This window comes from Mycobacterium sp. NGS39, from assembly GCF_059812765.1.
Window position 1 is genome coordinate 328,358 of sequence record NZ_JCALDH010000002.1, and the last position, 11,912, is coordinate 340,269.

9 protein-coding genes and 2 pseudogenes are annotated in these 11,912 nt (G+C 68.1%); 10 read left to right on the forward strand and 1 reads right to left on the reverse strand.

Translation table 11 applies throughout. From position 1 onward, the window contains the following. Positions 1 to 4: 4 nt before the first annotated feature. A pseudogene (locus AC5Y39_RS03900) lies at positions 5 to 238 on the forward strand (transglycosylase family protein); the annotation flags it as partial. 179 nt (positions 239 to 417) lie between these two features. Next, entirely contained in the window at positions 418 to 903 is a 486-nt protein-coding gene (locus AC5Y39_RS03905; protein ID WP_500014972.1) for a transglycosylase family protein, read from the forward strand. 48 nt (positions 904 to 951) lie between these two features. Here AC5Y39_RS03905 and AC5Y39_RS03910 read toward each other — a convergent pair whose 3' ends face one another. Further along, positions 952 to 2,118 carry an FAD-dependent oxidoreductase gene (locus AC5Y39_RS03910; RefSeq protein WP_500014970.1) on the reverse strand — a complete coding sequence of 389 codons (1,167 nt, stop codon included), beginning with the start codon at positions 2,116 to 2,118 and terminating at the stop codon, positions 952 to 954. Between the two features lie 23 nt (positions 2,119 to 2,141). On the opposite strand from AC5Y39_RS03910, the gene AC5Y39_RS03915 reads away from it, so the two are divergent. The 8 genes and pseudogenes from AC5Y39_RS03915 to rpmA all read left to right on the forward strand — a co-directional run bounded on the left by AC5Y39_RS03915 (position 2,142) and on the right by rpmA (position 11,910). Beyond that, on the forward strand, positions 2,142 to 3,398 hold the full coding sequence (locus AC5Y39_RS03915; RefSeq protein WP_500014968.1) for a saccharopine dehydrogenase family protein: 1,257 nt from the start codon (positions 2,142 to 2,144) through the stop codon (positions 3,396 to 3,398). 69 nt (positions 3,399 to 3,467) lie between these two features. After that, positions 3,468 to 6,122: a valine--tRNA ligase gene (locus AC5Y39_RS03920; protein WP_500014967.1), complete on the forward strand. Its 2,655-nt coding sequence runs from the start codon at positions 3,468 to 3,470 to the stop codon at positions 6,120 to 6,122. After that, on the forward strand, positions 6,119 to 7,522 hold the full coding sequence (gene folC / locus AC5Y39_RS03925) for a bifunctional tetrahydrofolate synthase/dihydrofolate synthase (RefSeq protein WP_500014965.1): 1,404 nt from the start codon (positions 6,119 to 6,121) through the stop codon (positions 7,520 to 7,522). The genes AC5Y39_RS03920 and folC overlap by 4 nt, the downstream gene beginning before the upstream one ends. 35 nt (positions 7,523 to 7,557) lie before the next feature. Beyond that, entirely contained in the window at positions 7,558 to 7,905 is a 348-nt protein-coding gene (locus AC5Y39_RS03930) for a DUF4233 domain-containing protein (RefSeq protein ID WP_500015581.1), read from the forward strand. A gap of 10 nt (positions 7,906 to 7,915) precedes the next feature. Then, a complete protein-coding gene (ndk, locus tag AC5Y39_RS03935; protein WP_500014963.1) occupies positions 7,916 to 8,323 on the forward strand; it encodes a nucleoside-diphosphate kinase in 408 nt (135 codons plus the stop codon). Between the two features lie 271 nt (positions 8,324 to 8,594). After that, a pseudogene (gene rne / locus AC5Y39_RS03940) lies at positions 8,595 to 11,108 on the forward strand (ribonuclease E); the annotation flags it as partial. A gap of 220 nt (positions 11,109 to 11,328) precedes the next feature. Then, positions 11,329 to 11,637, forward strand: a complete 309-nt coding sequence (rplU, locus tag AC5Y39_RS03945) for a 50S ribosomal protein L21 (RefSeq protein ID WP_500014961.1) — start codon at positions 11,329 to 11,331, stop codon at positions 11,635 to 11,637. A gap of 15 nt (positions 11,638 to 11,652) precedes the next feature. After that, on the forward strand, positions 11,653 to 11,910 hold the full coding sequence (gene rpmA / locus AC5Y39_RS03950) for a 50S ribosomal protein L27 (RefSeq protein WP_499911241.1): 258 nt from the start codon (positions 11,653 to 11,655) through the stop codon (positions 11,908 to 11,910). Positions 11,911 to 11,912 lie beyond the last annotated feature (2 nt).

Below are 11,912 nucleotides of genomic sequence, written 5' to 3' on the forward strand. Positions count from 1 at the left end.
GCAGGCGGACAGCGTGAACTGGGACGCCATCGCGGCTTGTGAGTCGGGCGGCAACTGGTCGATCAACACCGGCAATGGCTATGCCGGCGGCCTGCAGTTCACGCCGAGCACCTGGCGGGCTAACGGCGGCACCGGTTCGCCGGCGCAGGCCTCGCGCGAGGAGCAGATCCGGGTCGCGGAGAACGTTCTGCGCTCGCAGGGGCTCGGCGCGTGGCCGGTGTGCGGCAAGCGCGGCTGACAAATAGCTGCTGTAGAGGCGGGCGGTGTCGAACAATTTCGACACCGCCCGCCTCTTTTGCAAATCTCTTAACTTTAAAAACATTCCTTATCAGCGGCCTCCTGAGTAACACCTGTCCGTGTGGTCCCGATCACCCCATCGACCAATGTTTCGGGGGCTTTGGGAAAGGGACCGCGATGATGGGGATCCGCAAGACGATCACAATGGCCGCCTTCGCCGGTGCACTGCTGGGCGCGCCGCTGGCACTGTCCACCGCCACCGCTCACGCCGACACCGTCAACTGGGACGCGATCGCACAGTGCGAGTCGGGCGGCAACTGGGCCACCAACTCCGGCAACGGCCACTTCGGCGGTCTCCAGTTCAAGCAGGCGACCTGGACGGCCAACGGCGGTGTCGGCTCGCCGGCCGGCGCCAGCCGCGAAGAGCAGATCCGGGTCGCCGAGAACGTGCTGCGCACGCAGGGGCTCGGTGCGTGGCCGAAGTGCGGCGCCTACGCCGGGAGCCCCATGCCCGCCGTGAACCGCACCACCCAGGCGCCGGCCGTGCGCACGGTGTCTGCGACCACCGGCTGCCAGAACGTCGGCAGCCTGGCCGGGATCAGGCTCGACCTGCTGTGCACCACGCTCACCGCTCCATTGCAGGTCTTGGGCGGCCCCGTTCGCTGACGCCGAGGTTCACCGCCGCGACCATACGGGTGCCCATTTCGTCCAGCCTCACGCTGGCTGCGCGTCGCGGTCGGTGGGCATGGCGAACGCGCCCCGGGAGGCGATCGCCGCGAGATGGCGGGTCACCAGGGCCTCGGGCACCAGCACGCTGGCCCGCGTCGCGATGGCCGAGAGCAGGGGCGGACGCAGGTTGACAATCCGCCCGATCATCGCCGATTCCCGTATCAGCGGCGTGACGCGCGGCTTGCGGAACGCGGCGAATCGGGCGAACGCGACGGTCAGATCGTCGGCGTTGTCGGCGAATGCGGCAAGGATCGCGGCGTCCTCCAGTCCTTGGCAGCCGCCCTGGCCCAGATGCGGGCGCATCGCATGCGCAGCGTCGCCGACGAGCACGATCGGACCTTTCGCCCACACTTTGGCGGGAGTGCGGTCGTAGAGGTCGTGGCGCAGCAGCACCGCGGGATCCGTGGTGGCGAGGATGTCCGGGACGGGCTCCGCCCATGACGAATATCGGCGGCGCAGATAGCTCAGCTCGCCCTCGGCGGCGGCCGCGCCCTCGGTGGCGCGTTCGGTGGCGAACCAGTACGTGTGCGTGGACCCCATCGGGACATGCCCGAATTCGACGCCGGGGCCCATGGTCTCGCCTGCCAGCTCCGGGTCGATCGAGCAGTCGGCCACCCCGCGCCAGGCGGTGTAACCGGTGTAGGTGTCGGCAAGCGGACCGTTGAGGTGGCGCGCGGTCAGCAAGCGGGTGCCGTCGGCGCCCACGAGCGCATCGGCCTCCTCCGTCCCGCCGGACAGCGCCAGCCGGACACCACCTCCGCTTTCTTCGATGCCGGTGAGCGCTACGCCGCGGCGCACAGTGCCCTCGATCAGCGCGTTCTCCAGGATGTGCGTGAGGGCAGCGCGCTGGATCACCACGAGCGGCTCGCCGAGCGCCTTGATCATCCGATCCCGATGTGGGCGGCGCACCCACGTGCCGTCGCGCCAGCGCATCGCGCCGGCGGTGACGCGGCCGCCGGCCGCACGGACCGCGTCGCCGAGGCCTATCTGGTCGAGTGCCGCAAGGGCGTTGGGCCAGATGCTGATGCCCGCGCCGCTGGAGGTGTCAGTCCGTTCCTCGATCACCGTGACGTCAAACCCGCGCCGCTGCAGCGCCACCGCGGTCCCCAACCCTGCGATGCCCGCTCCCACCACCACGACCCGTCTCGGCATGGGCACGACTGTAGTTTCAACACATGACCGCAGCGGAGCGTGAACTAGACATCGTCGTGTACGGCGCCACCGGGTTCGTCGGAAAGCTGACCGCGCAGTATCTGGCCAGCGCCGGTTCGGGGGCTCGCATCGGGCTGGCGGGCCGCTCCACGGACAAGCTGCGTGCGGTCCGAGACTCGCTCGGCGACGCGGCGAAGGACTGGCCGCTGGTGACTGCCGACGCGTCGCAGCCGTCCACACTGAAAGCCATGGCTGCGCGCACGCGCGTCGTCGTCACCACCGTCGGGCCTTACGCGAAGTACGGCCTTCCTCTGGTCGAAGCGTGCGCCGAAGCCGGCACCGACTACGCCGACCTCACCGGTGAGCCGCAGTTCATCCGCAAGAGCATCGACCTGTTCCACAAGCAGGCTATCGACACCGGCGCGCGCATCGTGCACGCGTGCGGTTTCGACTCGATACCGTCCGATCTCACCGTTTACGCTCTCTACCGCAAAGCGGCCGAGGACGGCACCGGCGAACTGACTGACACCACGTTCGTGCTGCGCGGGATGTCCGGGGGACTGTCGGGGGGAACGATCGCCTCGATGCTCGAGGTGATGCGCGACTCGTCGACCAATCCCGAAGTGCGGCGCATGCTCGCCGACCCGTACCTGCTCTCGCCCGACCGGCCTGCAGAACCAGATCTGGGTGCACAACCGGACAACACTTTGCGCCGAGGCCGCGACATCGCTCCTGAACTCGCCGGCCTGTGGACCACCGGCTTCGTGATGGCGCTGCCCAACACGCGAACTGTGCGGCGCAGCAATGCGCTGATGGGCTGGCCGTACGGCCGACGGTTCCGCTACTCCGAGGTGATGAGCGTCGGGACGTCGCCGGTCGCGCCGGTTCTGGCAGCGGTTGCGACGGGCGGTACGGCGGTCGCAACCGGCCTCGGCAGCCGCTTCTTCCGATTCCTTCCGCAGCGGCTCGTCGAGCGAGTGGTGCCCAAGCCGGGCACCGGGCCCAGTGAGGCCGCCCGGGAACGTGGCTACTACAAGGTCGAGACCTACAGCACCACGACGACGGGTGCCCGGTACGTGGCGAGGATGACGCAGCAGGGCGACCCCGGCTACAAGGCCACCTCGGTGCTGCTGGGTGAGAGCGCTCTGGCGCTCGCATTCGACCGCGACAAGATGTCGGAGCTGCGCGGTGTGCTGACGCCGGCCGCCGCGATGGGTGACGCCCTGCTGGCGCGCTTCCCGGGTGCGGGTGTGTCGCTGGAGACCGTCCGCCTGGCCTGACAGCGGTTTCACCTCCGCGCCGAGTAGCCGCTTTCGCGCCGGGTCACCGGGCATTCCTAGAATTGACCGGTGACCCCCCGACCCACTTCGCCGGCTGCCGACGCCCTGCCCAAGGCATGGGACCCGGCCGCTGCTGAAAGCGAGCTGTACCAGAGCTGGGTCGACGCCGGGTACTTCACCGCCGACCCCCACAGCAAAAAGCCCCCGTACTCGATCGTGCTGCCGCCACCTAACGTCACGGGCAGCCTGCACATGGGCCACGCGCTGGATCACACGCTGATGGACGCGCTCACCCGGCGCAAGCGCATGCAGGGCTACGAGGTCCTGTGGCTACCCGGAATGGACCACGCGGGGATCGCCACGCAGAGCGTGGTCGAAAAGCAGCTCGCGGCGGACGGCAAGACCAAAGAGGACTTCGGCCGCGAGCTGTTCATCCAGAAAGTGTGGGACTGGAAGCACGACTCGGGCGGGACCATCGGCGCGCAGATGCGGCGGCTCGGTGACGGCGTCGACTGGACCCGTGACCGGTTCACCATGGACGAGGGCCTGTCGCGGGCGGTGCGCACGATTTTCAAGCGGCTCTACGACGCAGGCCTGATCTACCGGGCCGAGCGGCTGGTCAACTGGTCACCGGTGCTGCAGACCGCGATCTCGGATTTGGAGGTCAAGTACGAAGACATTCCGGGCGAGCTGGTTTCGTTCCGGTACGGCTCGCTTCGCGACGACGAGCCGCACATCGTCGTTGCCACCACTCGGGTCGAGACGATGCTGGGCGACACCGCAATTGCAGTGCATCCCGACGACGAGCGCTACCGCGATCTGGTGGGCACCACGCTGCCGCACCCGTTCCTCGACCGCAAGCTGGTGATCGTCGCCGACGAGCACGTCGACCCCGAATTCGGCACGGGCGCAGTCAAAGTCACCCCGGCTCACGACCCCAACGACTTCGAGATCGGGCTGCGGCACAAGCTGCCGATGCCGACGATCATGGACGCGCGTGGCCGAATTGCCGACACCGGAACGGTTTTCGACGGTATGGACCGGTTCGAGGCCAGGGTCAAGGTGCGCGAGGCGCTGGCCGAGCAGGGCCGCATCGTCGAGGAGAAGCGGCCCTACATACACAGTGTCGGGCATTCCGAGCGCAGCGGCGAACCGATCGAGCCGCGGCTGTCGATGCAATGGTGGGTGAAGGTCGAGTCGCTGGCCAAAGCCGCCGGTGACGCAGTTCGCAACGGCGACATCGTGATTCACCCGGCCAGCCTCGAGTCCCGCTGGTTCGCGTGGATCGACAACATGCACGACTGGTGCATCTCACGCCAGCTGTGGTGGGGTCACCGCATCCCGATCTGGCACGGGCCCGAGGGGCAAATGGTGTGCGTGGGGCCCGACGAGACTCCGCCTGAGGGCTGGGACCAGGACCCCGACGTGCTCGATACCTGGTTCAGCTCTGCGCTGTGGCCGTTCTCGACGATGGGCTGGCCCGACCACACCCCCGAATTGCGCACGTTCTATCCCACCGACGTGCTGGTCACCGGCTACGACATCCTGTTCTTCTGGGTCGCGCGGATGGTGATGTTCGGAATGTTCGTCGCCGACGACGACGCGATCACGCTCGGCGGCGAACGCGGTCCGCAGGTTCCGTTCGAAAATGTGTTCCTGCACGGCCTGATTCGCGACGAGTACGGCCGCAAGATGAGCAAGTCGCGCGGCAACGGCATCGACCCGCTGGACTGGGTGGAGATGTTCGGCGCCGACGCGCTGCGGTTCACGCTGGCGCGCGGTGCCAGTCCGGGCGGTGACCTGTCCATCGGCGAGGACCATGCCCGGGCGTCGCGCAACTTCGTCACCAAGTTGTTCAACGCAACCCGGTTCGCGTTGATCAACGGTGCTGCCCCGGCTGCTCTGCCCGACGACGGCTGGCTCACCGACGCCGACCGCTGGATTCTCGGCCGCATGGAAGAGGTTCGCGCCGAGGTCGATTCGGCGCTCGACGGCTACGAGTTCAACCGCGCCTGCGAAGCGCTGTACCACTTTGCCTGGGACGAGTTCTGCGACTGGTATGTCGAATTGGCCAAAGTCCAACTGGCCGACGGCATCTACCACACCACCGCGGTGCTGGCCGAAGTGCTCGACACGCTGCTGCGGTTGTTGCATCCGGTGATGCCGTTCGTTACCGAGGCATTGTGGAAGGCGCTCACCGGCGGTGAATCGCTGGTGATTGCGGAGTGGCCGAAGCCGTCCGGCCGGGTGCTGGACGCCCTTGCGGCAAGCCGGATTTCGGACATGCAGAAGCTTGTGACGGAGGTGCGCCGGTTCCGCAGCGACCAGGGGCTGGCCGACCGTCAGAAGGTGCCCGCCCGGCTGGTGGGCGTGGACGCCGCCGACCTGACCGGTCAGGTGTCGGCGGTGGCGTCGCTGGCATGGCTGACCGAGGCGAAGGGCGACTTCACGCCGTCGGCGTCGGTCGAGGTGCGACTGGCGGGCGGCACCGTGACCGTCGAGGTGGACACCTCGGGGACCGTCGACGTCGAGGCCGAGCGGCGCAGGCTCGAAAAGGACTTGGCCGCAGCGCAAAAGGAGCTGACGCAGACCTCGGCCAAGCTCGACAACAAGCAGTTCCTGGCAAAGGCGCCGGCTGACATCGTCGAGAAGATCCGCAACCGTCAGCAGTTCGCGCGGGAAGAGGTCGAGCGCATCACGAACCGGCTCGCATCGCTCGGATGAGTCTCGATCCCACCCCCGACGAGGCTGCCGCACTGCTTCAAGTCGAGCATCTGCTGGATCAGCGCTGGCCGGAGACCAAGATCGAACCCAGCCTCAGCCGGATCAGTGCGCTGATGGATCTGCTGGGCTCGCCGCAACGCAGCTATCCGTCGATCCACATCGCCGGCACCAACGGCAAGACGTCGGTGGCCAGGATCGTCGACGCGTTGCTCACTGCGCTGAACCGGCGCACCGGACGCACCACCAGTCCGCATCTGCAGTCGGCGGTGGAACGCATCGCGATCGACGGCCAGCCGATCACCCCGGCGCGCTACGTGGAGGTGTACCGCGAGATCGAGCCGTTCGTGCAGATGGTGGACGCGCAGTCGCAAGCGGCGGGCGGTCCGGCGATGAGCAAGTTCGAGGTGGTCACCGCGATGGCGTTCGCCGCATTCGCCGACGCGCCCGTCGACGTCGCTGTCATCGAAGTGGGGATGGGCGGACGCTGGGACGCCACCAATGTGGTCAACGCGCCGGTCGCCGTCATCACCCCGATCAGCGTCGACCACACCGATTATCTGGGTCACTCGATCGCCGAGATCGCCAGCGAGAAGGCCGGCATCATCACCCGTCAGCCGGAATCGCTGGATCCCACCGACACCGTCGCCGTGATCGGCCGTCAACTTCCTGCGGCTATGGAGGTGCTGCTGGCGCAGACCGTGCGCGCGGATGCCGCTGTGGCGCGGGAGGATTCGGAGTTCGCGGTGCTGGAGCGCCAGATCGCCGTCGGGGGCCAGCTGCTGACGCTGCAGGGCTTGGGTGGGGTGTACTCAGACATTTTCTTACCGCTGCACGGCGAGCACCAGGCCCACAACGCGGCGATCGCGCTGGCCGCGGTTGAGGCGTTCTTCGGTGCCGGAGCGCAGCGCCAACTCGACGTCGACGCCGTGCGCGCCGGGTTCGCCGCGGTCAAGAGCCCCGGACGGCTGGAACGTGTCCGCTCGGCGCCGACTGTATTGCTGGATGCCGCGCACAACCCGGCCGGCGCAGCGGCGCTGGCGCACACGCTGCAAAGCGAGTTCGACTTCCGCTACCTGGTCGGGGTGGTCGCAACTATGGCCGACAAGGACGTCGGCGGGATTCTCGAGGCGCTGGAACCGGTGTTGGAGCAGATCGTCGTCACCCACAACGGCTCCCCGCGCGGTCTTGACGTCGACGTGCTCACCGACGCGGCCGTCGAGCGCTTCGGGCCCGACCGCGTGCTGCGGGCGGCAACACTGGTCGACGCGATCGAGACGGCCACTGCGCTGGTGGAGGAGGCCGGCGCCGACGACGGCTTCGCCGGGGCGGGCATCGTGATCACCGGATCGGTGGTCACCGCGGGTGCCGCCAGGACGCTGTTCGGAAAGGACCCGGCGTGACGCAGCCCGATCCGTGGAAGAGCTTTCGCGGCGTAATGGCCGGTGTGCTGCTGCTGGAGGCGGTGGTGGTGCTGCTCGCGCTTCCCGTGGTGCTGGTGGTGGGCCATTCGGTGCCGGAAAGCACCGGCACGTATTTGATCGCGGTAGCGGCCGTGCTCGTGGTGTTGCCCGCGCTGCAGCGCCACAGCTGGGCGATTTGGCTGAACCTGGGGGTGCAGCTGGTGCTGCTGGCCGGGTTCTTCGTTGATCCGGCAATCGGGTTCATCGGCGTCCTGTTCACCGGGGTGTGGCTGCTGCTGGCTTACCTGCGCACCGAGGTGTTGCGCCGCCAGCAGCGGGGGCTGCTGCCCGGCCAGCAGCCCCCGCCCGACGGGCTCGACTAATCTGGCCGCCGTGGAGCGCACCCTTGTGTTGATCAAGCCCGACGGTGTCCAGCGCGGGTTGGTAGGGGAGATCATCGGCCGCATCGAGCGCAAGGGTCTGTCGCTGGCGGCGCTGGAGCTGAGGTCTGTGAGCGACGAGCTGGCCCGCCAGCACTACGCCGAACACGAGGGCAAACCGTTCTTCGATTCGCTGCTGGAGTTCATCACCTCCGGGCCCGTGGTGGCCGCGGTCGTCGAAGGCCCGCGGGCGGTGGCGGCGTTCCGGCAAATCGCCGGCGGCACGGATCCGGTCGAGAAGGCGGCACCGGGCAGTATCCGCGCCGACTTCGCGCTGGAGACGCAGTACAACCTGGTCCACGGGTCCGATTCCGCGGAGTCCGCGGCCCGCGAAATCGCGTTGTGGTTCCCGGATCGATAGCAGTTGGCCGTCTTCTGGCGGTCGTATGGGATACTAGGCGCGGGTAGCCGGCGCCACACGGTGCTGACGACCCGAATGAAGACTTAGACGAGCGCGACGATCGCGACCTCTGCGATGCGGCGCGGACCGTCACAGCCGTCATTCGCACCAGGTGCCGAGAGCCTCCGGGCCACTCGGCGCGAAGACCTACAACACTCGGGACCAGCGCCCGGGTTCATAGCGATAGCCCTCGCGTGGCCGCGTCTTTGGACGCGCCCGGGGGCTTCTAGGAGATTACGTGGCCGACGATGACCAAATCCTTGATCAGCCCGACAGCATCGCACCGCCGGAGGTGTCACCCGACCCGTCCAGCGTCAATGCGCTGACCCCGGTACCCGACGACGGGCAGCACGATCCGCCGGATTACATGCCGCTGTTCGTCGCTCCGCAGCCGATCGAGCGCGAGGACACCGACGACCAGGACGACGACGAGGACGACGACGAGTCCGACGACCTCGACTCGTCCGACGGCGAGCCGTCCGAGCGGCCGTCCGGCAAACGCCGCCGCCGTGGCCGCCGCGGACGTGGGCGTGGGCGTGGCGAGCAGGGCAGCGGTGACGATTCCGACGACGACGGCGATGCCGGCGAGGCCGAGGCCGACGGCGAGGAATCCGACGAGGGCGACGAGAACGGCGACGACGAGTCGACCGCGGCCGAGGGGACGACCCGGCGGCGCCGCCGTCGCCGCCGCCGCAAGGCCGGGTCCGCCTCAGGCGCCGATTCCGACGGCAACGGCTCGTCCGACGACCCGCCCAATACCGTTGTGCACGAACGTGTTCCCCGCAGCTCCGGCAAGTCGGACCAAGACGACAACGAAATCCAGGGCATCACCGGATCCACTCGGCTCGAGGCCAAGCGGCAGCGCCGCCGCGACGGCCGCGACGCGGGCCGCCGTCGCCCGCCGATCCTTTCCGAGGCCGAGTTCCTGGCCCGCCGCGAAGCCGTCGAACGGGTGATGGTGGTGCGCGACAAGGTGCGCACCGAGCCGCCGCACGAAGGCGCCCGCTACACGCAGATCGCTGTACTCGAGGACGGCGTGCTCGTCGAGCACTTCGTCACGTCCGCGGCGTCGGTCTCGTTGGTCGGCAACATCTACCTCGGCATCGTGCAGAACGTGCTGCCGTCGATGGAGGCCGCGTTCGTCGACATCGGCCGCGGCCGCAACGGGGTGCTGTATGCCGGCGAAGTCAATTGGGACGCAGCGGGTTTGGGTGGCACCAACCGCAAGATCGAGCAGGCGCTGCGGCCCGGCGACTACGTCGTCGTCCAGGTCAGCAAGGATCCGGTGGGGCACAAGGGCGCGCGGCTGACCACGCAGGTGTCGTTGGCCGGCCGCTATCTGGTCTACGTGCCGGGCGCGTCGTCGACGGGGATCAGCCGCAAGCTGCCCGACACCGAACGGCAGCGGCTCAAGGAGATCCTGCGCGAGGTCGTGCCCTCGGATGCGGGCGTGATCATCCGTACCGCGTCGGAGGGCGTCAAGGAAGAGGACATCCGCGCCGACGTGAACCGGCTGCAGGAGCGCTGGAAGCAGATCGAGGCCCAGGCCGAGGAAATCAAAGCCAAGGCCGCCGGCGCCGCGGTGGCGCTGTATGAAGAGCCCGACGTGCTGGTCAAGGTGATCCGCGACCTGTTCAACGAAGACTTCTCGAGGCTGGTCGTATCCGGTGACGAGGCCTGGAACACCATCAATTCCTACGTCAATTCCGTTGCGCCAGACCTACTTCCGCGGCTGACCAAATACGAGCCCGCGTCGCCGGACGGGCCTGACGTGTTCGCCGTGCACCGCATCGACGAGCAGCTGACCAAGGCGATGGACCGCAAGGTGTGGCTGCCCTCGGGCGGCACTCTGGTGATCGACCGGACAGAGGCGATGACGGTCGTCGACGTCAACACCGGCAAGTTCACCGGCTCGGGCGGCAACCTGGAGGAGACCGTCACCCGCAACAACCTGGAGGCGGCCGAGGAGATCGTGCGACAGCTGCGGCTGCGAGACATCGGCGGCATCGTGGTGATCGACTTCATCGACATGGTGCTGGAGTCCAACCGCGACCTGGTGCTGCGCCGGCTCACCGAGGCGCTGGCCCGCGACCGCACCCGACACCAGGTGTCGGAGGTGACGTCGCTGGGGCTGGTGCAGCTGACCCGCAAGCGGTTGGGCACCGGGCTGATCGAGGCGTTCTCGACGGCCTGTCCGCACTGCGGCGGTCGCGGGATCCTGCTGCACACAGACCCGGTGGAGTCCAGTCCGGCGCGCAAGGAAGGCGGCGGCCGGCGCGGCAAGCGTTCCCGCAAGGCCCGCGTCGACGAGCCCGCGATCGCGAAGGTGCCCGCGCATGCGCCCGGCGAGCACCCGCTGTTCAAGGCGATGGCGGCGGCGCGCAGCGAAGACGGCGACGACGAGGGCGACGAGGGGTCGCAGAGCGCGGAGTCGGCCGCTGAGCTGGAAGAAGCAGTGGTGGAACTCGTCGACGAAGACCTCGAAGACGAGGACCTGGACGCGTCGGACGACGACGAGGACGACGACGAGGACGAGGACGAGGACGACGATATCGACGTCGATCTGGACGAGGACGACGAAGACCTCGACGACGATCTGGAGATCGAGGTCTCGCGGGCGGATTCGGACTTGGACCCGGAGGGCAGCGACGACTCCCAGGTCGTCACCCCGGTGTCAGGTGCGCTGGCCCGCAGGCCCCGTCGGGCCGCGGCGCGTCCGGCCGGTCCGCCGAGCCACGACAGCTGAGTTCTAAGTAGGCGCCGGTTCTGTCGCTACGACGCAGGCAAGACCCGTCGCGCCCGGCTCTTAGCCACAAGCTCAGCGGACGTGACGACGCGGTTTGACCCCTTACTCGCTGGTCACGTACCCTTGACGGGTTGTCGCCGGGCCCTGTGAGCACACGGGGCGGTGGCAGAAACCCAGACTCGCGCGCCCTACGGGTAGCGCGCGCCCAGAAAGAGGACCGATGACGTACGCGATCGTGAAGACCGGTGGCAAGCAGTACAAGGTGTCGGCCGGTGACGTGGTCAAGGTCGAAAAGCTGGACGCCGAGCCGGGCGCCACGGTGAGCCTGCCCGTCGCGCTGGTGGTCGACGGCTCAGACGTCACCACCGACGCGGCCAAGCTCGCGAACGTTGCCGTCACCGGCGAGGTGCTCGAGCACACCAAAGGCCCCAAGATCCGCATCCATAAGTTCAAGAACAAGACCGGCTACCACAAGCGGCAGGGTCATCGCCAGCAGCTGACCGTGGTCAAGGTCATCGGGATCAAGTAGCAGGAGGCGACGACAATGGCACACAAGAAGGGCGCTTCCAGCTCACGCAACGGTCGCGACTCAGCCGCACAGCGGCTTGGTGTCAAGCGGTTCGGCGGCCAGATCGTCAAGGCCGGCGAGATTCTGGTCCGCCAGCGCGGCACCCACTTCCATCCCGGCGTCAACGTCGGACGCGGCGGCGACGACACGCTGTTCGCCAAGGCCGCCGGTGCGGTCCAGTTCGGCGAGAAGCGCGGCCGCAAGACGGTCAGCATCGTCCCCGCGGGGGAGTGACG

Coding starts and splice junctions, on each gene's coding strand:
- AC5Y39_RS03910 (WP_500014970.1), bottom strand. CDS start 2,118: ATGCCGAGACGGGTCGTGGTGGTGGGAGCGGGCATCGCAGGGTTGGGG.
- AC5Y39_RS03930 (WP_500015581.1), top strand. CDS start 7,558: ATGGCCGGTGTGCTGCTGCTGGAGGCGGTGGTGGTGCTGCTCGCGCTT.
- folC (WP_500014965.1), top strand. CDS start 6,119: ATGAGTCTCGATCCCACCCCCGACGAGGCTGCCGCACTGCTTCAAGTC.
- rpmA (WP_499911241.1), top strand. CDS start 11,653: ATGGCACACAAGAAGGGCGCTTCCAGCTCACGCAACGGTCGCGACTCA.
- rplU (WP_500014961.1), top strand. CDS start 11,329: ATGACGTACGCGATCGTGAAGACCGGTGGCAAGCAGTACAAGGTGTCG.
- AC5Y39_RS03905 (WP_500014972.1), top strand. CDS start 418: ATGGGGATCCGCAAGACGATCACAATGGCCGCCTTCGCCGGTGCACTG.
- AC5Y39_RS03915 (WP_500014968.1), top strand. CDS start 2,142: ATGACCGCAGCGGAGCGTGAACTAGACATCGTCGTGTACGGCGCCACC.